Source organism: Micromonospora sp. NPDC049679, from assembly GCF_040659735.1.
In the GTDB taxonomy this organism is placed as follows: Bacteria; Actinomycetota; Actinomycetes; order Mycobacteriales; family Micromonosporaceae; genus Micromonospora_I.
In genome coordinates, this window is the sequence record NZ_JBFANZ010000036.1 from 1 (window position 1) to 20,621 (window position 20,621).

Genomic DNA, 20,621 nt, shown 5'->3' on the forward strand with positions numbered 1-20,621 from the left:
GGGACGACCATGCCAACGAGGGGCGAGGACACGCGGACCCGCATCCTCACCGCGAGCGCCGAGATGTCGTGCTGCGGGCCCCCGGTCAACTGGTTCTAGACGGGGCGGATCACCACGTCGCCGCCGAGACGACCGTGCTCGGGCTCGCGGGTCACGGCGCCGGCGGTCAGCAGCGCGGCGAGCACCCGGTTGGTGTCGGTCGGCCGGTAGACGGTCTCGGTGGCGGTGAACTGGCGCAGCTCGGTGACCGTGCCGGGGCCGGCGGCCAACCGGGCGAGCAGCTCACGCCGGAGCGGCCCCGGATGTGGTTCCAGCGAGATGTCCAGCAGATGCCCGTCCGGGTCGTGCGGGTCGCGGTAGCGCACCCCGGCGTACTCGTCGACGGCCCACATCGCGTCCTTGAACGCGTCGAGACTCTTCCCCGACGAGGTCGCGAAGGCGACCAGCGCGGCGCCCCCGTCGGCGACCAACTCCACGTCGGCGACGAGCGCGAACCCGGCCTCGCGCAGTGCTCGGCGGTGGTCGAGTCCGACCCGCGCCTCGGCCCCCAGCACCAGCAGCATTTCACCGGGACGACCGGCCGTCACCGCGGCCAGCGCTTTCGCGCTCGGCGCCGCACCGTGCCGCGCATCGACGTGCACGAGCGTAGGCGCCCCCGCCGCCGAGGCGGCCTTGAGCGCCACCGGCAGGCTCTCGGCGTCGCCCGGCATCCCGTGGACGGCCACCTGCGGCTGACCACCGGCGACCCGCGTGGCGAGCTCGCCGGCCTGCGGGCCGAGCAGCACCACGGCGAGCTGACGCCCGCGCAGCAGATCGGCGAACTCGGCGAAGACGCGCAGCGCCGCCTCGACCGTGGGCACGTCGGCGCCGGCCGTCACGAGCGTCGCCCGCCGCGCGCGGTGCAGCGCCGCCGGGATCCAGGTGTCGAGTTGGCGTACGAGCAGTTCGCGGGTGACGGCACCGATCGGGTCAGCGGACATAGTGCCGTTCTACCGGTGCGAGCATCGCCGTGTCACGCCGGGACGGAGATGCCCACCCCGCCGCGCGTCTGGCCGCCGTACCGCTGCTTCTCCTTCGCCAGGTCCAGCGGTCCGATCCGCTTGCGCGCGTCGAGCGCCGCCTGGTCGAGGAGGTTGGCCGGAATGAGCCAGACGACCTCGAACTCCAGCCCGTCGGGGTCCTTGGCGTAGAGGCTCTTGGTGGTGCCGTGGTCGGAGGTACCGACCAGCGCCCCCGCCCCGGCGAGCCGCACCGCGGTCGCCTCGAGTTCGTCGAGCGTGTCGACCTCCCACGCCAGGTGGTAGAGCCCGACCGTGGCGCGCCCGGCCTGCGACGGTCCGGCGCCGGCGCCCACCTCGAACAGCCCGAGGTCGTGGTCGTTGGTCGAGCCGGGGGCCTGCAGGAAGGCGGCGCCGGCGAAGCCGTCGGGCGTCATCGGGATCGGCCGGAAGCCCAGTACGTCACGGTAGAAGGCGACACTGCGGGAAAGCTGGGAAACGAAGAGTACGGCGTGGTTGAGTCGGTGTATGCCCATGCGGACCACGGTAGCCGCATTTTGTTGAGCTTTCAATTAGATAGGATATGATCGTCGTCATGACCCGCTGGCTGGACCCCGACGAGCAGCGCACGTGGCGTGCCTTCCTGACCGCCTCACGGGCCCTGATGACAACCCTCGACCGGGAGCTGCAGCGCGACGCGGGGATGCCGCACGCGTACTACGAGATCCTGGTGCGCCTCTCCGAGGTGCCCCGGCGCACGCTGCGGATGAGCGAACTCGCCGACGCGACCGGCTCCTCCCGCAGCCGCCTGTCGCACGCCGTGGCCCGGCTGGAGGAGTCGGGTCTGGTGCGGCGCGAGGAGTGCCCGACCGATCGACGCGGGCAGCTCGCCACCCTCACCGAGCAGGGCCTGGCCGCGCTCTCCGGCGCGGCCCCCGGGCACGTCCAGGGCGTACGCCAACACCTCTTCGACCCGCTCACTCCCGAACAGCTGAAGCAGCTCGGTGAGATCAGCGAGGCTCTTCTCCGCCACCTGGAGCCCGACGGACCGCCGTCCTGAGCAAACTCCGGCACACCACCCCCTTGTACTCCGCGTTGCCGGACACGCACGATGGGACGTGTCTTTCGGCCTGGGCGACATCACCGCACGTGCGCAGGGCCTCGTCGGGACCGGTGATCTCGGCGGCGCGAAGAAGCTGCTCGACGAGGCGCTGGCGGGCGGCGACCCGCAATCGGCCCACGCCTCTCCCGAACTGGCCGAGGCGGCCGCGCTGCAGGCGCGCGTGCTGGTCGCGCTCGGCGACCCGCAGGCCGCCCGCGGCTGGGCCGCCTTCGCCCATTCAGCGACGACGCGTCTCTACGGCCGCCAGGACGAACGGTCCGTCTCGGCGGCGGCGACGCTCGCCGCCGTCCTGCACCGGGTCGGCAGCCATGCCCGCGCCGCCCGCCTCTACCGTGACGTGATCGCCGAACTCTCCGCGATCGACGGGCCGGAGTCGTTGCGGACGCTCGCGGCCCATGCCGACCTGGCGACGGTCGAATACGCGCGCGGCCAGTGTGAGACGGCGCGCAACCGGCTGGAGGACGCCTGGGAGCTGCACCGCGAGGTGTACGGCGACGGGCACCCCGCCGGGATGAAGATGCTCGCCCGGCTCGGCGCGATGCAGCGCGACTGCGGACGCGGCACCGAGGCACACGACCACCTGGCGCTGGCGCGGGAACTCTGCCGGGAGCACCTGTCCGCCGAGCATCCGCTGGCGCTGCAGGTCGCGGCCCTGGCCGACGCCGCCGCCGACCCCGATCATGTCTGCGAGGTGATGCCTTCACCGTCGCACGGGGACCCGCCCACCGCGGGGCCACGCGCGATCGAGCCGCAGCCGCCCGTGCCTGAGGCGCCTGCACCGCCGCCGCCGATCAGGTTGCCGGGCTTCTCCCCCGCGGAGCAGGGCGTGTCGGAGACACCGCGCTTCTCCGTGGCGGAGCAGCCCTTGTGGCCACCCGCGATCCCGCCCCGCACCGCGTCGGACGAGGAGCCCGGACCAACCAGTGGCGCCGGCGCCGCGACGGGAGACGACTCGGACGAACCGTGGTGGCCGCCGGAGCTGGCCGGGCCGGACGACGACACGCCGCCGATCCCGGATCCGCCCACCGCCGGGCCGCCGCTTGATCCCGAGTTCTTGTCGGCGGCCCGGGCATCCGCCGGCGCCCCGCACCCGGGCGGCATCGCATTCGGACCCCGCCCCGCGGCACAACCGTCGATGCCGGTCTACGACCCGCCGCGCCGACGGACGCAGCCGATCGTCGTCGCCACCCTGGTGTTCATCCTGTTCATCGCCGTCACGGTGATCGTCAGCCTCGCGCTCGGCGGCGACCCGGCGCCACGCGCCACCACCGCCACGGCGCCGGGCACCTCGGCCGCGACCGGCTCGCCGTCGGACACCCCACCGTCCACTCCGGCCACCCCGGTCACCTCGACCACCGTGGCGGCGCCGCCCGCGCCGGCCGGGGCCCCGCCGACCGGCGTGACCCTGCGGGACAACCGGGACAGCGTGACGCTGACCTGGACCTATCCGGCCGGCGCGGAGGGACCCGTGCTGATCTCCGGAGGTCGTTCCGGACAGCAGCCCCGCGCCTTCCAGGAAATCCCGGCCGGCACCACCACCTACGTCGTGTACGGCCTGAACGAGCGGACCGACTACTGCTTCACCGTCGCGGTCATCTACTCCACCGACACGATCGGGCGGGCGGCGCCGGTCTGCACCGCCCGGACGGGTGGGTCAAACCGCTGATCCTTCGGCCGGCAACCGCACCTCAACGCGCAGTCCCGGCCCGGCGTCGGTCAGCGTGACCGAGCCGCCGTGCCGCCGTACCAGCTCCCGCACGATCGCCAGGCCCAGCCCGGCGCCGCCCGCGTCGCGGGCGCGGGCGTCGTCCAGTCGGGTGAACCGGTCGAATACCCGGCCACGGTCGGCGGCCGGGATGCCGGGCCCGTTGTCGGAGACGGTCACCAGATGCCATCCGCCGGCCTGCGTCGCCGTGACCACCACCTCGCTGCGCGCATGGCGGACCGCGTTGTCGAGCAGGTTGGCGACCACCCGGGTCAGCCCGTCCGGCTCCCCCGACGTCCACAGTGGCGTGGCCGGCGGCACGAACCGCACCGGCGGTGACGGATAGCGGGTGATCAGCAGGGCGAGCAACTCCCCCAGCTCCACCGGACCGATCTGGCGGCGCTGGGCCTCGCTCGCGTCGTCGGCGCGGGCGAGCAGCAGCAGATCGTCGACGAGCCGGGCGAGCCGCTCCGTGTCGACGAGCAGATCGTCCGCCACCGCCGGCCAGTCCGTGCGCCCGCCGAGCCGCTGCGCGACCTCCAACTGCGTCCGCATGTTCGCCAGCGGGCTACGCAGCTCGTGGGCGGCGTCGGCGACGAACGCGCGCTGCCGGGCCCGGGCCCCCGCCAACCGGTCCAACATGCCGTTGAGCGTCACGGCGAGACGGTGGATCTCGTCGCGCGAGGCGGGCACCGGCAGCTGGCCGGGTAGGCCCCCGTCGGTGATCTCCTCCGCGCCCGCGCGCAGCGCCTCCACCGGGCGCAGGGTGGCACCGACAACCCGCCAGGCGACCGCCGCGAGGACCGCCACCATCAGCGGAAACGTGATCAGCAGGGTGACCTTGAGCAGGTCGACGCTGTGCGCGATGTCGGCCATCGACTTCGCCACCAGCACCGTCTCGCGCGCCCCGGGCGGCCCCGCGGGAACGGCGACCACGCGGACCGGTCCACGCAGCCCCAGCCGCTCACCGGGGATGAAGAGGCCGGTCCGATCGGTCGCCCGGGCCCGCTCCGCGGCATAGAGGATCGGCACCAGCCGGTCCGCGCCGATCGAGGCCGCCCGTACCCGGCCCTGGGCGTCGACCACCTGCACCCGTACCTCGCTGCCCGCCACCGGCAGCGGGTCCGGGAGCGCCTCCGCGGTGACCAGGCTCGCGACGGCGTCCGCCGTCGTGAACGCCTCGGTGTCGGCGGTCCGCTGTAGCGCGAAGCCGAGCGCGGCGACCAGGGCCACCCCGCCGACCCCGAGTCCGACGGCGAGCCCGAGTACGCCGATCAGCATGAGCCGCGCCCGCAGACTGCGCCGCCCCCACCACCCCACCTCGCGGGCAGGCGCCGGCCCGCTGTCGTCGCTCCGTGTCGAGGAAGGGGCCTTCCCCATCGTCGCGGTCATCCGGCGAGCCGGTAACCCGCGCCGCGGACGGTCTCCAGCAGTTCCCGTCCGATCTTGCGGCGCAGGTAGCCGACGTAGACCTCGACGACGTTGGGCGCCGTGTCCATGCCGGCGTCCCAGACGTGGTCGAGCAGCTCCGTCTTGGAGACCACCTCGCCCGCGTGGCGCATGAGGTATTCGAGTAGCGCGTACTCGCGGGCCGTCAGGCTGACCTCCACCCCCGCGCGACTGACCCGACGACCGGCCGGATCGAGGCTGAGATCACCAGCGGTGAGCACCGCCGGACGCTGCGGGGCGCCACGGCGCAGCAACGCCCGCATCCGGGCGAGCAGCACCACGTACGAGAAGGGTTTGGTCAGGTAGTCGTCGGCGCCGCAGTCCAGACCGTCCGCCTGGTCATATTCACCGTCCTTGGCCGAGAGCATGAGGACGGGGAGCCAGTGCTCCTCGGTGCGCAACTGCCGCACGATCCGGTATCCGGACAGACCGGGGAGCATGACGTCGAGAATCATCGCGTCGTATCCCCCGTGCCGGGCCATCTCCAGGCCCGCGGGCCCGGTGCCCGCGACGTCGACCGCGAACCCCTCCGCCTGCAGCCCGCGCTGCAGCGCCAGGGCCAACCGCGTCTCGTCCTCCACCACCAGCAACCGCACCGGCCCAGCGTGCCACCCCGGCGCCGGTCCGCCACGCACCCTGAAGGCGAGTTTCGGTCCGGCTCATCCCCCGGTTCGCCCCTTACGGGATGTTCTCAGCACGCTCACAGCGCTCCGGGCGCACCATGGTCGCAGGAGGTGCAACACATGTCTGTTATGAAGTCACGACCAGCGATGCGGTGGCTGGTCCCCGGTGCGGCCGCGGTAGTGGTGATCGGCGGTGGCGCGGCGGTCGGCACGTTCAGCGCCTCGGCGGAGCCGAGCCTGCCCACGCGCAGCGCCGCCCAACTCCTCGTCGATCTGCAGACGGCGCGGCTCGACGGGATGTCCGGCACGGTCGTACAGAAGGCCGACCTGGGCCTGCCGTCGGTGATGGATCTGGCCGGCAAGGTCGGCCCGGGCCTGACCTCGCTGGTGGCGGGGACGCACACGCTGCGGGTCTGGTACGCCGGCCCGGACCAGGCTCGGGTGGCGTTGATGGACACCCTCGGCGAGACCGATGTGATCCGCAACGGCAAGGACCTGTGGATCTGGTCGAGCCAGTCCAAGGAGGCGGCGCACCACACGCTGAGCGCAGCCGAGGCCGAGCGTCCGAAGGGGCTCGCCACCGGCCTGCCGACCTCGCCGCAGGAGGCCGCCGACCAGGCGCTCGCGGCGATCGGACCGAGCACCGAGGTCAGCGTCGGGCGATCCGCGAAGATCGCCGGACGGGACGCATACGAACTGGTGATCGCGCCGCGCGACAAGGCTTCGCTGGTCGGTCAGGCGCGGATCGCCATCGACGCCAAGGAGCATGTGCCGCTGCGCTTCGAGATCTACCCGAAGGGCTCGGACAACACCGCCTTCGAGGTGGCGTTCACGCAGGTGGACTTCGCCCGGCCGGCGGCGGAGCAGTTCCGGTTCAACCCGCCGCCCGGCACGAAGGTGACCGAGGATTCGGGCGCGCCCGGGCTGCTGCCCGGGATGGACCTCGGCGAGAAGGCCGGCGAGAAGCCGAAGGCCGGCACCCCGGACCGGGCCGACCACGGCGAAGGCACGAAGCCGACCAGCGTCGGCGAGGGCTGGACGACAGTGATGGTGGGCAAGGTGGGGACGCCCGACCAGGGCGACGCCCAGGCGCAGAGCATGCTCAACGTGCTGCCGAAGGTCAACGGCGCGTGGGGCAGCGGGCGGCTTCTCTCCAGTCGACTCTTCAGCGTTCTGCTGACCGATGACGGCCGGGTCTTGGCCGGCGCGGTGAACCCGGAGCGGCTGTACGAGGTGGCCGGGACCACCAAGTGACCGTTTCTCGATGATCGCTTCGCAGAGCGCCCGGCTCGTCGAGCCGGGCGCTCTGCCGTGGGTCCACTGTGAACGCGAGTTGGCCCGCCAGCCGTACGAGGCACCGGAAGCCATACGGGTGGCGGGCCAACGATCACATGAGCGCGTGAACGGTGCGCTCATGAAGTCCAGTGCACGTGGCGCGGGTTGCGCCCGCAGACCACGTACGGGTGCAAGATCGTTTCCACCCCACCCCACCCCGCCGCGGAGTGGTCAGGTGGCGGTGCAGCGGACCGTCGGGACGGGGTTGGCGGCGGTCCAGGAGCCGATGAAGCCGAAGTTGGTGCTGGCGCCGGCGCCGAGGCTCCCGTTGTAGCTGACGTTGCGGGCGGTGACGTTCGATCCGCTGCTGGTGATCGTGGCGCCCCACGCCTGGCTGACGGTCTGTCCGTTGCCGAAGGTCCAGGTGACCGTCCAGCCGCTGATCGCCGAGCCGCCGGCGGTCACCTTGACGTCGCCCTGGAAACCGCCCTGCCACTGCCCGGTGATCGCGTACGTCGCGGAGCAGCTGGGCCCCCCGGGCGGAGTCGTCGGGGGCGTCGTGGGCGGAGTGGTCGGCGGGTTGGTCGGCGGGTTGGTTGAGCCGCTGAAGACCGACGCTTCCCGGGCGGTCGACTTGATGCCGTTGGCGCCATTGAAGATCCGCTGCCCCCACGACGTGAGACTGCCGACGTCGAAGTTGGTCACCATGTCGAGATACTCGACCCCGCCACCGTTGCCACTCCACGACCAGCCGAGATAGCCGATGCCATTGGCCTGGCTGTACGACAGGATCGCGTCCTCGTCGGGGTTGCCGTCGGAGTGGTTGTGGCCGAACTCGCCGACCACGATCGGCAGGCCCGCGCTGCGGAAGCGGCCGAGATAGTCGCTGATCTCGGCGGCGGTGTCGAAGACGCCGTACATGTGGATCGAGAAGACGGTGTTGCGCTGCGGATCGGCGTTGAAGACCGACGCGGCGTTGTCGCGCATGGTGAACGACCAGTCCTGCCCCCAGTTGGGCGCGTCGACCATGATCGTGTGCTCGAAGCCGGCGCTGCGCAGCCGCTTGATCGCATTGCCGGTGTCGGTGGCCCACGAGGCGTAGTTCGCGTTGCCGTACGGCTCGTTGCCGATGTTGACGATGACGTAGCGCTCCTGGCCGGTGAGCACGCTCTGGATGCTCAGCCAGTAGTCGACGGCGCGGTTGAGGGTGATCGCCGCGCCCTCCTCGCCGTACCCGGTGGTGTCATGCACCTCGAGGACGCAGATCAGGCGATTGGCCTTGCAGAGCGAGATGACGTTGGCGACGTCGCTGGCGGTGTTCTTCGTCCAACGGTCGCCGCTGCTCAGCACGACCCGCACGGTGTTCGCGCCCAGGGACTTGATGTTGGCGAACGAGCTGGTCTGGCTCGTATACCAGGTATGGGCGTGGTTGACGCCGCGCATGACGAACGCGCTGCCGTTGGACTCGACGAGCCGTCCGCCGCTGACGTGGAAACCGACCGCGGCGGACGCTGGGTGCACAAAGAGGACGATGGAGGTGAGCAGGGCGATGAACGTCGCGACCGCGACGGTGAGTCTCGTTTTCATGACCTACCTCGGGTAGAGCCCCGTGAACGGGAAACGACAGAACCGCCCGGCTGCCCTCGCGCGGCCCCAGCGTAGCCACGCGCATCGACGTCGGTCAACCGGTTAAGTAACTGCCACGCTGGTCCCTGATGTGAACTCGCGGTCGCCGTGTGAACGCTCGTACCGGCGCGGGTCTCACTCGTCCGGTTCGCGCCAACAGCCGCGCGGGTCGTGCGGACGTCAGTCGAGCAGCCAGTTCTGCAGTTGCGCGAAGTACGGAGTCAGGGTGAACACCACCAGCGCAAAGCAGAGCAAGGTCCAGATTGCCAGTCGTTCAGCGGCCGGCCGATGCGCCCAGACCTCGGGGCGGGGCAGATAAGCCAGCCCGAACAGCACAGCCAGCACCGCGAACGGTGCGATGAAGATGGCCGCCGCGCGCGCGATGCCGAACGCCCACGTCAACGGGTTCCACACCGAATCGGGCCCCACCGGGGGGATCCACACCTTCGGGTCGTCGAACCGCTCCAACCCTGGATCAAGCAACCCCGCGTAGTCGCCGGTTCCGATCGCGGCGGTGACCAGCGGGACCACCGCCCCGAGCAGGAAGACGATCACCACCGACTGCTGGACGCACGCCGCGATCCGCATCCCGGCCGGCGGCACCGCTTCCGTGGCCCGTTCATCCATCGCCCGACCGTACTGGGTCGCGCCACCGGGGGATGTCCCCGCCGTGTCACACGGCGGCCGTCTATGTCGTCAATGATCCATGACCATCGTGTTGTGGCTCCTTTAGGTCCTGCTGGCCGCCGCGCTCGCTCTCACGGTCGCGATCGCAGTAGCGCTGGCACGCCTCATCCGGCTTCACGGATGCGCCAGCAGGGCCGGCACCGCTGTGGCAGCGTGGAGGTCACGAGCAAGGGCTTGGAGGGTACGTTGAGCGAGCAGCCCCGGCTACGGGTCACCACCTACGGCGTGGTCGTCCGTGACACCTCAGTCCTGTTGACCCGGCTCTCCGAGGCCTCCCCGGTCTTTCCGCCCGGCGCCTGGCACCTCCCCGGTGGCGGGATGGATCCCGGCGAGCAGCCCGGTGACGCGCTCGCGCGTGAACTGCGCGAAGAAGCGGGACTGGAGATCGTCGACGCCAAACTGCTCGACGCCCGCTCCTACATGGCCGAACGCAAAGATGTGAGCTGGCACGTGGTGTCGATGCTCTACGGGGTGGCGCTGGGGCCCGGCGAGGCCCGGGTGACCGAGGTCGACGGCGCGGCGGACGCCGTGCAATGGGTGCCGCTGGACCGGGTCCGCGAACTGCCCCTGTCACCCCCTGCCGAGGACGGCCTCCGGCTGATCGACACCGTCACCTGGTAACGGTTTCGTCGACCACCCGGAACGACATGCCCGCCTGCTCCAGACGCACCCGCAGCGCGTCACCCATCGCCACGGCAGTGGTCACCTGCCCGGCCGTGGGCGACAGCGGATCGTACGCCAGGCAGAGCGCGGACTCGGCCAGCATCTTCGCGGTCTCGCCGTAACCGGGATCTCCCCCCGCGACCTCGGTGACCACCCGCTGATCGCCGCTCTCGCCGATGAACCGCACCCGGAACCAGCCCTTCTCCCGCTGCTCGGGCGTCGGGCCGGCGCCGGCGGGGCGCATCCGCAGCAGCAGCTTCCGGGTGGGCGGCAGTTGCGCCAACGCGAACGCGCCGGCCACACCGGCGGTCAACGCGACCGCCGCGACCGGACTCTTCAGCGCCACGAAGTGGCTGTAGGAGAAGTCTGGTCCGTAGCGGTCGAGGGCCTGCGCCGAGCGGACCACGATCTGCGGGTCCACCGTCGGCAACGGCAGCACCCAGGTACCCGCGTCGCGGTCGTAGCCGGGGCGACCCGCGATCGCCCGCACCCGCCGCTCGCCGCCGCGCGGTTGCGCCCGCCGCCGCTCGCCGTGCACGGCGGCGGCCCGACGGAACCGCGCGAACGCGGTCAGCGCGGACTCGAACGTCCCGCCGGACACGACGCCGCCGGCTCTGACGTAGCCACGCAGCCGGATCGGCTGCTCCGCCGGCAACTGCCCGACGGTGAAGAGCGCGCCGAGGTCGTGCGGGATCGAGTCGAAGCCGCAGGCATGAACCAGGCGCGCGCCGGTGCGCTCGGCGGCGGGGTGGTGACGCAGGTACATGAGGTCGATGAACTCGGGTTCGCCGGTCAGGTCCACATAGTCGGTGCCGGCCGCCGCGCAGGCCGCCACGAGCGGTTCGCCGTACCGGATGTAGGGGCCGACCGTGGTCACCACGACCCGGGTCGCTTCCGCCAGGCGCCGCAGCGACCCCGCGTCCGTGACGTCGGCGTCGACGATGCCGACGCTCCCGGCCGCGCCGCCGAGCCGATCCCGTAGCGCCGTCAGCTTCTCCCGGTTACGCCCCGCGAGCGCCCATCGCATCCCGACCGGAGCATGGGCGGCGAGGTATTCGGCCGTGAGCCCGCCGGTGAAACCGGTGGCGCCGAAGACGACGATGTCGTAGTCGCGCGGCGGAGGATTCGTCACGCCGCTCACGCTAGTGCCCGGCCCGGTCGATGACGACCCACGCCCGGCTCGCGCCGTGCACATAAGCTCCGACACGATCAGCGGAGGCGGCACGCCGGGTAATGCCACAACGGATGCCTAACGTGAACTTTCAGCACACCGATGGTGACACCGATGACTATTCGATCGTCTGGAGTCGCCATGGAGTCCGCAGCCACAGTCGAGCCATCTGCTCGGGGTCGCCTGTTCAGTAACCTGCCCGTCGGCGCGAAGATCACCGCCACCGTGCTCGTCACGCTCGCGTTGTCGTCACTCGCCACCGTCGCGGCGCTGGTGCAGACCGGCAAGGTGCGCTCCGCCGGACAGTCGATCTCGACCGGCACGGTGGCTCCGATGACCGTGCTGTCCAACCTGCGGGACGCATTCCGCGTCCTGCGGATCGACACGCACGCGGTCGCGGTGCTCGAACCCGGCTCGGAAGCCATGGACTCGATGCTCAAGGACGTCGAGGACGGGTACACGGAGCTGGATGCACTGATCGCGACGTACCGCGGCCAGGCGGCGGATCCGAAGCTGGTCGACAAGTTCTCGGAGCAGTTCGCGGCCTACGCCACGCTGGTGAACGAGAAGATGATCCCGGCGGCGAAGCAGGGCGACGCGCGCGCTTTCGTAGCGATCAAGGAGGGCGAGGCGAAGGAGCCGTTCGAGAACTGCAAGGCGCTCATCAAGCAGATGCTCGCGGCGGAGCAGACCGAGGCGACCGCCACGGCGAAAGAGCTCGACAGCCAGTACCGCACGGCGTTGACCGTCTCCCTGACGGTGCTCGGAGTCGCCGTAGCGGCGGGCCTCCTGCTCGCCCTGTCCGTCGCGCGGGGCATCAGCCGGCCGCTGAGCCGCGTGGTCGCGGCCCTGGACGCCGTCGCCGACGGCGATCTGACGACCGAGGTGCCCGACGCCCACGGGCGGGACGAGGTGGGCACGATGTCGCGGGCGCTGCGCGGTTCGCTCGCGGCGATGCGCGGCAGCGTCGGCGAGGTGCTGACCCAGTCCCGACGGCTCACCACCGCCGCCGCCGATCTTTCCGAGGTGGCGTCCCGGATCGAGTCGGGGGCGAGCACCACCTCGACGCGGTCGCAGGCCGCGGCGTCGGCCGCGAACCAGGTGTCGGCCAGCGTCTCGACCGTCGCCGCCGCCAGCGAGGAGATGAACGCCGCGATCGCGGAGATCTCCCGTAGCGCCGGCAGCGCGGTGCAGGTCGCGCAGAAGGCGCTGACCGTCGCCGCGCAGACCAACACCTCCGTCGCCGCGCTCGGCTCGGCGAGCAGCGAGGTCGGCGACGTGATCAAGGTAATCAACAGCATCGCGGAGCAGACCAATCTGCTGGCGCTGAACGCCACCATTGAGGCCGCCCGCGCGGGCGAGGCGGGCAAGGGCTTCGCGGTGGTCGCCACCGAGGTCAAGGATCTGGCGCAGGAGACCGCGAAGGCGACCGAGGAGATCAGCCGCAAGATCCAGGCGATCCAGGGCAGCAGCGCCGACGCCGCGCAGGCGCTCGCCGAGATCACCCAGATCGTCGAGCAGATCAACGAGCACCAGACGACGGTCGCGTCGGCGGTCGAGCAGCAGACGGCGACGACCCAGGAGATCAGCCGCAGCGTCGGAGAGGCGGCCACCGGGATGAACCGCATCGCCGCCAGCGTGGCCGACGTGTCGGGCACCGCGGAGGAGTCCAACGCGGGCGCGGCGCAGGCCGCTGGCGCGGCCAAGGAGCTGTCGGCGCTGGCCACCAGTCTCAACGCGTCGGTCGCGCACTTCCGCGTCTGATCCCGGCGCCTTCGGTGGGTTGCGGCGCTCAGGCGCCGCAACCCACGCGGCGTTTCAGCGGCCCGTTCCGGATGCCGCGCACGGGCGGCGACGACTCGTTCGCCGTCATCTGTCCGCACCGAGCCACAACCCCTTGTACGGGTTGATGCGTGTCGCGCATCGTGATGCGGCAGCCGAATCGAACGCGTTCGTCTTCTCGCGTCGGCTGGCGTGACGGGTCCGGCCATCGACCGGTCGTGGCCAGCTGTGCGAGCCACGTTCCCGAGCCAGGCGTGCGGCCCAGGTGCGGGCCAGGTGTGGCCACGTGTGGGCCAGGTGTGGCCAGGTGTGCGGGCAAACACGTGCGGGCCGGTTCCATCCGGAACTGGCCCGCAACGGGTGGTCGGTGACGTCAGAGGCGGAACCGGTTCACGAGTCCACGCAGGTCGCTCGACATCTGCGCCAGTTGCCCCGCGGCACGGTTGGCCTCGCCGACGCCGACGGTCGTCACCTGCACCGAGCTGGCGACCTCCGTGATCGTCTCTGCGACCCGGGTGCCGGCGCTGGCCGCCTCGGTGACGCTGCGGCTCATCTCGTTGGTGGTGACGCTCTGCTCCTCCACGGCGGAGGCGATCGTGGTCTGGAAGTCGTTGATCTGCGCGATGATCCCGCTGATCTCCCCGATGGCGGCGGCCGCCCCCGTCGTGTCGGACTGGATCGCCGCGACCCGCGCGCTGATGTCGCCGGTCGCCCGGGCCGTCTCCTGGGCGAGCTCCTTGACCTCGTTGGCGACCACGGCGAAGCCCTTGCCGGCGTCCCCCGCCCGCGCCGCCTCGATCGTGGCATTGAGCGCCAGCAGGTTGGTCTGCTCCGCGATCGACGTGATCACCTTGATGACGCTGCCGATCTCGGCGGACGAGTCACCGAGCTTCGCCATGACCGCGTTGGTGCTCTCGGTCACCTCAACCGCCCGGGCCGCCACGTTCACGGCCTGGGTCGCGTTCTGCGAGATCTCGCGGATGGAGGCGCCCATCTCCTCGGCGCCCGCGGCAACCGTCTGGATGTTGCGGGACATGTCCGCGGCGGATTCCGCCACGTATCCGGCCTGCTGGGCCGCGATCTCGGTGCTGGACGCGCTCTGCTGGCTCGTCGCGGCGAGCCCTTGCGACGCCTCGGCGAGGCCGGTGGCGTGGGCGGTGAGGGACTGCACGGTCTCCCGCAGGGTCGCTGTCGCCCGCCGCAGCGACCCCGCCATCTGCCCCACCTCGTCGCGCTGGTCGACCTGAGCGTCCTGCGACAGGTCACCGTCCGCGACAGCGTCGAGCACGGTGGAGACCCGTCGCAGCGGCAGCACGATCAGCCGGCCGACGTAGACGGCCAGCACCACCGCGAGCAGAAGCGCGACGACCACCAGCCCGATCACACTCGCCCGGGTCTTGCTCACCGTGGCGTCGAAGCCGCGCCCCGCGACCAGCCCGGTCTCCGCGTGGCCGATCTCCTCGGCCAGCAACTCCTCGTAGGCCTTGCGCAGATCGCGGTTCGGGCCCATAGCCGCACTGATCGCCGCCGCCCGGTCCCCCTGGGCGTACAGCGCGAACTCCTTCTCCAGCGCGGCGAACCAGGCGTCCGTCGCCTCCTGGACCTCGCCCACGTGCGCCGGGTCGCCGACCGCGTCCGGGGCCGACCGGGCACGCGCCAGCGCCTCATCGACCTTCTGCTGACGGCCGAGCGCCTCGTCGCGGAACTTCACGTCCCCGGCGATGAGGTAACCGCGCTCGTCATTCGCCGCGGCTTTCGCGTGCAACGCCGCCGAATGCAGGCTCGCGATGTAGGGCATCCCCTGCCCGACCTCCTGGTCGCGGGTCTGCTTCAGGTCGCTGATCCCGCTCACGCTCAGCAGGCCCGTGGCGGCGGTGCCGACGATCGCGACGCCGGCGACGATCAAAATCTTGGTCAGAACACGCCGATTGCCGAACCACCGCCGTACCGCCCCGTCTGAGGATGGAGCAGACAGAGCCGCAACGTCCATGGCGCGTTTCGCATCGATCCCGGGCATACCAGCACATCCTTTCGTCGGTATCGCAAGATCGGCCCGCGCAAGACCGTGGTGAGGGAATCCACACCGGGCGTCAGCCCCGCCGCGGCCGTGGCGGCCGCGAATGACGGCGGATTAACCCTCGCGTCAGCGGGCACCCTCCCGGGCACGCGCTCCACCAGCCTCGGAGGTACGCCCCGTGCGCCTCACCCCGACCGAACGCGACCGGCTGCTGCTGTTCACCACGGCCGAACTGGCGCGGGCCCGCCGCGCCCGGGGACTGCGGCTGAACGTGCCCGAGGCCACCGCGATCGTCGCCGACACCTTGTGCGAAGCGGCCCGGGACGGGGCCAGGCTGGCCGACGCGATCGCCCGCGCCCGCGCCGTGCTGAGCGCCGAGGACGTGTTGCCGGGGGTCGCCGACATCGTCACCGAGATCGAGGTTGAGGCGGTCTTCGACGACGGCACGAGGCTCGCGGTGGTGCCCGATCCGATCGCCGCGCCACGTCGCCCGGACGCGCCGGGCGCGATCCTGCCCGCGCCGCATCCGGAACTCCACTTCCCCGACGCGCTGCCGGTGCAGGTCACGAACGTCGGGGACGTGCCGATCAGCATCACCTCGCACTTCCATTTCTTCGAGGTGAACCCGCGACTGCGGTTCGACCGGGCCGTCGCGTACGGCCGGCGCCTGGCCATCCCGGCCGGCACGACCGTCCGGTTCGATCCCGGCGTCACCCGGTCCGTCGCGCTGACCCCCATCGGCGGGCAGCGGGTGGCGATCGGCTTCTCCGGCCTCGTCGACGGGCCGCTGGACGCCCCGGGGGCCAAGGAGGCGGCGCTGCGCCGGGCCCGGGCGGCCGGCTACCTGGAGACGGCGGCCACGTGACCGTCGATCCGCGCGACTACCCGGCCGTGCACGGCCCGCGTGCGGGCGACCGGGTACTGCTCGGCGACACCGGCCTGGTCGTCGAGGTGACCCACGATTCGCAGCACCCCGGCGACGAGTTCCTGGTCGGCTTCGGCAAGACGGCGCGCGACGGCCAACACCTGAAGGCGGCCGCGGTCGCCGACACCTGCGACGTCGTGATCACGAATGCGCTCGTGGTCGACCCGCTGCTCGGCGTCCGCAAGGCCTCGATCGGGATCCGGGACGGACGGGTCAGCGCCGTGGGGCGCGCCGGCAACCCGGACACGGTCGACGGCGTGCAGGTCGTGGTCGGTACGGGCACCACGATGATCGCCGGGGAGGGACTGATCGCGACGCCGGGCGCCATCGACACCCACGTGCACCTTCTGTCGCCCCGGATCATGGAAGCCGCCCTGGCCTCCGGGGTCACCACGCTGATCGGGCAGAACTTCGGGCCGGTCTGGGGCACCGGGATCAACTCCCCCTGGGCGCTGCGCCACACCTTCAACGCGTTCGACGCCTGGCCGGTCAACATCGGTTTCCTCGCCCGCGGATCGTCCTCCGATCCCGCCCCGCTCGTCGAGGCGCTGGTCGACGGCGGGGCGTGCGGATTCAAGGTGCACGAGGACATGGGGGCGCACATCCGGGCCCTCGACACCGCCCTGCGCGTCGCCGAGGAGCACGACGTGCAGGTCGCGCTGCACAGCGACGGCCTCAACGAATGCCTCTGCGTGACGGACACCCTCGCCGTGCTGGAGGGACGCACGATCCACGCCTTCCACGTCGAGGGATGCGGTGGCGGCCACGTCCCCGACGTGCTGCGCCTCGCCGGAGTGCCCAACGTGATCGGCTCCTCCACCAACCCCACCCTGCCGTACGCCCGGGACGCGCTCGATGAGCACTACGCGATGATCGTCGCCGTCCACGGGCTGCGGCTGGATTCGCCGGGCGACGCCGCGCTGGCGCACGACCGGGTCCGCGCCGAGACGATGGGCGCCGAGGACGTGCTGCACGATCTCGGCGTCATCCCGATCACCTCGTCGGACTCGCAGGGCATGGGCCGCGCCGGCGAGACCGTACGCCGTACGTTCGCGCTCGCCGCGAAGATGAAGGCGGAACGGGGCGACGGTGGCGGTCGCGACGCCGGTGGTCATGACAACGACCGCGTCCTGCGTTATCTGGCGAAGTTGACCATCAATCCCGCCATCGCCCACGGCCTCGCGCACGAGATCGGCGCGATCACTCCCGGCCGGCTGGCCGACATCGTGCTGTGGCGGCCCGCCTACTTCGGCGCCAAGCCGCAACTCGTCCTGAAGGCCGGCTTTCCGGCCTACGGGGTGACCGGGGACCCCAACGCTGCCACCGAGGCGTGCGAGCCGCTCGTCGTGGGGCCCCAGTTCGGCGCGTACGGCGCCACCGCCGCCGACCTCTCCCTCGCCTTCGTCAGCGGCGCGGCGGCGCAGGCGGACGGCGATCGGATGCCGACCCGGCGTCGACGCGTCGCCGTACGGCACACCCGCGGCATCGGCCCCGCCGACATGGTCCGCAACGACCGGATCGGCGAGGTGCGGGTCGCGCCGGGCACCGGCCGGGTGACCTTCGACGGCGAGCCGATCCGGTCGGCCGCGGCCGACACCGTGTCGCTGAGCCGGCTTTACTTCCTCTGACCCGGCCGGAACGGCATGCTGTCCCGGTGACGATCGCGCAGTTCAAGGATCTCTGCATGGACGCCTCGGACGTGGCGGCCCAGGCACGCTTCTGGCAGCAGGCGCTCGGCGCGCCGCTGGTCGAACTCGACGGCGGCGACGCGAGGCTCGACCCCGCGGCGGGGCGCCCGGCCGGCGAGGCGATCTGGGTCAACGGCGTGCCCGAGCCGCGCACCGGCGACACCCGCGTCCATCTGAGCCTCCGGCTCGACGAGCCCGACCCCCGGGGACTGTTGCGGGCCGGCGCGCGCCTCGTCGCCGAACCCGGGGACCGCCCGTGGTGGGCGCTGGCCGATCCGGAGGGCAACGAGTTCCGGGCGTTCCCGCCGCTGACCGTCGAACCGGGGCCCGGCCCGGCGTTCGCACTCGTCACCGACTGCCGCGCCGCACCCGAGCTCGCCGGATGGTGGGCGGCGATCGTCGGCGGCACGGTGACGCGCGACGAGGAGACGGCGTCGATCACCGGCGCGCACGGTTTCCCCTGGGAGCGATGGCTCTTCAGCCCGGTCCCGACACCGAAGACGGTGAAGAACCGCCTGCACTGGGACGTCCAGTTGACCGGACCGGAGCCGGGCGCGCTGCTCGCCGCGGGCGCGACGATGCTGCGGGAACGGGACGAGCAGCTCGGCTGGTGGGTGCTGGCCGACCCGGAAGGCAACGAGTTCTGCGCCTTCCCACCGCGCTGACCTCCGTCGCGTGGACGCGTCCGCCTACTCCTCCTCGCGTGCGCGTTCGCGACGGCGCCGCCGCAACCGCCACATGACGAGCGCGGTCACGGCGATCAGCGCGACGATGCCGGCGGCGGCGTGGCCGGCGGTCTTGGCGATCGCGGCGTACGAGGTGCCGGCCAGATACCCGAGCAGGACGGTGGCGACGCTCCAGACGACGCCGCCGGTGGCGTTGTACGCCAGGAACCGCAGGTACGGCATGCGCGCGACCCCGGCGAGGAACGGCATCAGGGCGTGCAGGAAGGTCACGAAGCGACCGACGAAGACGGCCGCGCCGCCCCGGACGGCCAACTGCTGCTGGGCGCGTTCCAGCCGGGCGTGCTGCTTGCGCAGCAGTCGGGTGCGCAGCAGGCGGGGACCGAGCCAGCGCCCCACGCCGTAGCCGACGGAGTCACCCAGGATCGCCGCGACGCCGACCACCACGATCATCCACACCACCGAGACCCGGCGGAGGCTGGCGGCGACACCACCCAGGATCGCCGCCGTCTCACCCGGCACGAGAAAACCGATGAAGAGCGCGTCCTCGGCGAGGACCATCAGCCCGACCAGGACATAGATCAACGGCCCGTCGAGCCCCAGCAGCTGCTCCAGCCATTCAGTCACCGGCCGCGCTCCCCCTGTGACGACGTGGGCCGGCGGCGGCCTGGCGGTGTTCGAGGGCGGACCGAGTAGCACCCTAACCGGTCAGGACCACCGGGCACCCACCAATAGCTACGGTGAGGTGACCGGACGTGACTGTGAAGGGGGCGCATCGGCCCGTGGGAGGCTTCGGCGGCCAGTTGGCGCTCGTACTGGTGCTCGTGCTGGTCAACGCGGTCTTCGCCGGCAGCGAGATGGCGTTGATCTCGCTGCGGCAGGGCCAGCTCAAGCGCCTGGAGCGGTCATCACGCGGCGGACAGGTCCTGGCCCGGCTGGCCCGCGACCCCAACCGGTTCCTCGCCACCATCCAGATCGGCATCACGCTCGCCGGTTTCCTGGCCTCCGCGGCCGCCGCCGTCTCGCTCGCGCAGCCGGTCCGCGGTCTGCTCAGCTTCCTCGGCTCCGCCGCCGAGCCCCTGTCGATCGTGCTGGTCACCATCGTGCTGACCTTCGTCACGCTCGTCCTCGGGGAGCTCGCGCCGAAACGGATCGCCATGCAGCGCGCCGAACGGTGGGCACTCCTGGTGGCCCGCCCCCTCGACCTGCTCTCCACCTTCTCCCGGCCCGCGATCTGGCTGCTGAGCCACGCCACCAACCTCGTCGTCCGGTTCACCGGCGGGGACCCCAACGCCGGTCGCGAAGAGATCAGCACCGAGGAACTACGGGAGATGGTGATCGCCGAACGGAACTTCACGCCGCAGCAGCGCACGATCATCACGGGAGCCTTCGAGATCACCGATCGGATCCTGCGGGAGATCCTCGTCCCCCGCGGCAACGTCACGGCCCTCCCGGCCGAACTCCCCATCGAGGAGGCGCTGCGCCGGATGGCCGCCGCCGGCCACTCGCGGGCACCGGTCACCGGCCCGACCGGCCTCGACGACGTGGTCGGCATCGTGCACATCCGCGACCTGCTGCACCGCGAGGGAACGGTCGGCGCGCACGCCTTCCCGGCCACGTTCCTGCCCGAAACGCTCCAGGTCTCCGACGCGATGCGGCAACTCCGCCAGCAACGCCAGCAGTTCGCGCTCGTCGTCGACGAGTGGGGCGCCATCGACGGCATCGTCACGATGGAAGACCTGCTCGAAGAGGTGGTCGGGGAGATCTACGACGAGACCGACCGGGACGTGCAGGCCGTCGTGCGCGAACCCGACGGAGCGATGCTCGTACCCGGCGGGTTCCCCATCCACGACCTCCCCGACATCGGCGTCACCCTGAACCTGCCCGACGCCGGCGACTACACCACCGTCGCCGGACTGCTGCTCGCCCGGCTCGGACACATCCCGACCGAGCCGGGCGAGGCCGTTCAGCTGCCCGGACTGACCGCCGAGGTCGTCGAGGTCACCGGACATGCGATCTCCAAGATCCGACTGCGCGAGCGCGCCGAGCCGGCGCCGCCGGACGATCAGGGAAGATGACCCGTCGGGGGCGCGCGTGGCGTCGTGCTGCCCGGGTGGCGCCTGCATGTCTCAACCGGTTGAGCACGGCGGGGCGCGCGAGTCGGAGCGGCTCGGCGCGGGCTGGAGGTTTGACCGGCCGCGGCACG

18 protein-coding genes are annotated in these 20,621 nt (G+C 71.7%); 9 read left to right on the forward strand and 9 right to left on the reverse strand.

All coding sequences use genetic code 11. The features are described from left to right. Positions 1-95: 95 nt before the first annotated feature. Positions 96-980, reverse strand: coding sequence for a hypothetical protein (locus AB0J06_RS20845; protein WP_357430604.1), 885 nt, complete (start codon positions 978-980; stop codon positions 96-98). 32 nt (positions 981-1,012) lie between these two features. After that, positions 1,013-1,534 (reverse strand): VOC family protein, encoded by a 522-nt coding sequence (locus AB0J06_RS20850; protein WP_357430605.1) that lies wholly within the window; start codon positions 1,532-1,534, stop codon positions 1,013-1,015. A 47-nt stretch (positions 1,535-1,581) separates the two neighbouring features. Here AB0J06_RS20850 and AB0J06_RS20855 point away from each other — a divergent pair, with 47 nt between their 5' ends. Both AB0J06_RS20855 and AB0J06_RS20860 read left to right on the forward strand, forming a co-directional pair. Continuing rightward, entirely contained in the window at positions 1,582-2,058 is a 477-nt protein-coding gene (locus AB0J06_RS20855; RefSeq protein WP_357430606.1) for a MarR family transcriptional regulator, read from the forward strand. A 58-nt stretch (positions 2,059-2,116) separates the two neighbouring features. Next, entirely contained in the window at positions 2,117-3,787 is a 1,671-nt protein-coding gene (locus AB0J06_RS20860; protein WP_357430607.1) for a tetratricopeptide repeat protein, read from the forward strand. Here AB0J06_RS20860 and AB0J06_RS20865 read toward each other — a convergent pair. Both AB0J06_RS20865 and AB0J06_RS20870 read right to left on the reverse strand, forming a co-directional pair. Then, positions 3,776-5,107, reverse strand: coding sequence for an ATP-binding protein (locus AB0J06_RS20865; protein ID WP_357430644.1), 1,332 nt, complete (start codon positions 5,105-5,107; stop codon positions 3,776-3,778). The two genes, AB0J06_RS20860 and AB0J06_RS20865, sit on opposite strands and share 12 nt — an antisense overlap. A gap of 107 nt (positions 5,108-5,214) precedes the next feature. After that, entirely contained in the window at positions 5,215-5,871 is a 657-nt protein-coding gene (locus tag AB0J06_RS20870) for a response regulator transcription factor (protein WP_357430608.1), read from the reverse strand. A 147-nt stretch (positions 5,872-6,018) separates the two neighbouring features. Here AB0J06_RS20870 and AB0J06_RS20875 point away from each other — a divergent pair, with 147 nt between their 5' ends. Further along, positions 6,019-7,152 carry a hypothetical protein gene (locus AB0J06_RS20875; protein ID WP_357430609.1) on the forward strand — a complete coding sequence of 378 codons (1,134 nt, stop codon included), beginning with the start codon at positions 6,019-6,021 and terminating at the stop codon, positions 7,150-7,152. A gap of 252 nt (positions 7,153-7,404) precedes the next feature. Here the strand turns inward: AB0J06_RS20875 and AB0J06_RS20880 are convergent, their stop codons facing one another. Beyond that, the gene (locus AB0J06_RS20880; protein WP_357430610.1) at positions 7,405-8,760 is read right to left on the reverse strand and encodes a cellulase family glycosylhydrolase; all 1,356 of its coding nucleotides are present in this window, start codon (positions 8,758-8,760) and stop codon (positions 7,405-7,407) included. Between the two features lie 219 nt (positions 8,761-8,979). Further along, on the reverse strand, positions 8,980-9,426 hold the full coding sequence (locus tag AB0J06_RS20885; RefSeq protein WP_357430611.1) for a hypothetical protein: 447 nt from the start codon (positions 9,424-9,426) through the stop codon (positions 8,980-8,982). A gap of 246 nt (positions 9,427-9,672) precedes the next feature. Here AB0J06_RS20885 and AB0J06_RS20890 point away from each other — a divergent pair, with 246 nt between their 5' ends. Further along, positions 9,673-10,107, forward strand: a complete 435-nt coding sequence (locus AB0J06_RS20890) for an NUDIX domain-containing protein (RefSeq protein ID WP_357430612.1) — start codon at positions 9,673-9,675, stop codon at positions 10,105-10,107. Here AB0J06_RS20890 and AB0J06_RS20895 read toward each other — a convergent pair. Further along, positions 10,097-11,281: a saccharopine dehydrogenase NADP-binding domain-containing protein gene (locus tag AB0J06_RS20895; RefSeq protein WP_357430613.1), complete on the reverse strand. Its 1,185-nt coding sequence runs from the start codon at positions 11,279-11,281 to the stop codon at positions 10,097-10,099. The genes AB0J06_RS20890 and AB0J06_RS20895 overlap by 11 nt on opposite strands. A 180-nt stretch (positions 11,282-11,461) precedes the next feature. Between AB0J06_RS20895 and AB0J06_RS20900 the strand changes: the two genes are divergently transcribed. Then, a complete protein-coding gene (locus AB0J06_RS20900; RefSeq protein WP_357430614.1) occupies positions 11,462-13,084 on the forward strand; it encodes a methyl-accepting chemotaxis protein in 1,623 nt (540 codons plus the stop codon). 391 nt (positions 13,085-13,475) lie between these two features. Here the strand turns inward: AB0J06_RS20900 and AB0J06_RS20905 are convergent, their stop codons facing one another. Then, on the reverse strand, positions 13,476-15,119 hold the full coding sequence (locus tag AB0J06_RS20905) for a methyl-accepting chemotaxis protein (RefSeq protein WP_357430615.1): 1,644 nt from the start codon (positions 15,117-15,119) through the stop codon (positions 13,476-13,478). A gap of 178 nt (positions 15,120-15,297) precedes the next feature. Here AB0J06_RS20905 and ureA point away from each other — a divergent pair, with 178 nt between their 5' ends. From ureA to AB0J06_RS20920, 3 genes are read left to right on the forward strand one after another with little or no spacing between them, the layout of a single operon-like run. Then, positions 15,298-15,984 (forward strand): urease subunit gamma, encoded by a 687-nt coding sequence (gene ureA / locus AB0J06_RS20910; RefSeq protein ID WP_357430616.1) that lies wholly within the window; start codon positions 15,298-15,300, stop codon positions 15,982-15,984. Continuing rightward, on the forward strand, positions 15,981-17,672 hold the full coding sequence (locus AB0J06_RS20915) for an urease subunit alpha (RefSeq protein ID WP_357430617.1): 1,692 nt from the start codon (positions 15,981-15,983) through the stop codon (positions 17,670-17,672). The genes ureA and AB0J06_RS20915 overlap by 4 nt, the downstream gene beginning before the upstream one ends. 26 nt (positions 17,673-17,698) lie before the next feature. Next, complete coding sequence (locus AB0J06_RS20920) at positions 17,699-18,397, forward strand: VOC family protein (protein ID WP_357430618.1); 699 nt, start codon at positions 17,699-17,701, stop codon at positions 18,395-18,397. Between the two features lie 24 nt (positions 18,398-18,421). Here AB0J06_RS20920 and AB0J06_RS20925 read toward each other — a convergent pair whose 3' ends face one another. Beyond that, positions 18,422-19,042 (reverse strand): DedA family protein, encoded by a 621-nt coding sequence (locus tag AB0J06_RS20925; RefSeq protein ID WP_357430619.1) that lies wholly within the window; start codon positions 19,040-19,042, stop codon positions 18,422-18,424. 155 nt (positions 19,043-19,197) lie between these two features. On the opposite strand from AB0J06_RS20925, the gene AB0J06_RS20930 reads away from it, so the two are divergent. Then, complete coding sequence (locus AB0J06_RS20930; RefSeq protein ID WP_357430645.1) at positions 19,198-20,493, forward strand: hemolysin family protein; 1,296 nt, start codon at positions 19,198-19,200, stop codon at positions 20,491-20,493. The last annotated feature ends 128 nt before the right edge of the window (positions 20,494-20,621 follow it).

Coding starts and splice junctions, on each gene's coding strand:
- AB0J06_RS20875 (WP_357430609.1), top strand. CDS start 6,019: ATGTCTGTTATGAAGTCACGACCAGCGATGCGGTGGCTGGTCCCCGGT.
- AB0J06_RS20900 (WP_357430614.1), top strand. CDS start 11,462: ATGGAGTCCGCAGCCACAGTCGAGCCATCTGCTCGGGGTCGCCTGTTC.
- AB0J06_RS20905 (WP_357430615.1), bottom strand. CDS start 15,119: ATGCCCGGGATCGATGCGAAACGCGCCATGGACGTTGCGGCTCTGTCT.
- AB0J06_RS20855 (WP_357430606.1), top strand. CDS start 1,582: ATGATCGTCGTCATGACCCGCTGGCTGGACCCCGACGAGCAGCGCACG.
- AB0J06_RS20865 (WP_357430644.1), bottom strand. CDS start 5,107: ATGCTGATCGGCGTACTCGGGCTCGCCGTCGGACTCGGGGTCGGCGGG.
- AB0J06_RS20880 (WP_357430610.1), bottom strand. CDS start 8,760: ATGAAAACGAGACTCACCGTCGCGGTCGCGACGTTCATCGCCCTGCTC.
- AB0J06_RS20845 (WP_357430604.1), bottom strand. CDS start 980: ATGTCCGCTGACCCGATCGGTGCCGTCACCCGCGAACTGCTCGTACGC.
- AB0J06_RS20885 (WP_357430611.1), bottom strand. CDS start 9,426: ATGGATGAACGGGCCACGGAAGCGGTGCCGCCGGCCGGGATGCGGATC.
- AB0J06_RS20850 (WP_357430605.1), bottom strand. CDS start 1,534: ATGGGCATACACCGACTCAACCACGCCGTACTCTTCGTTTCCCAGCTT.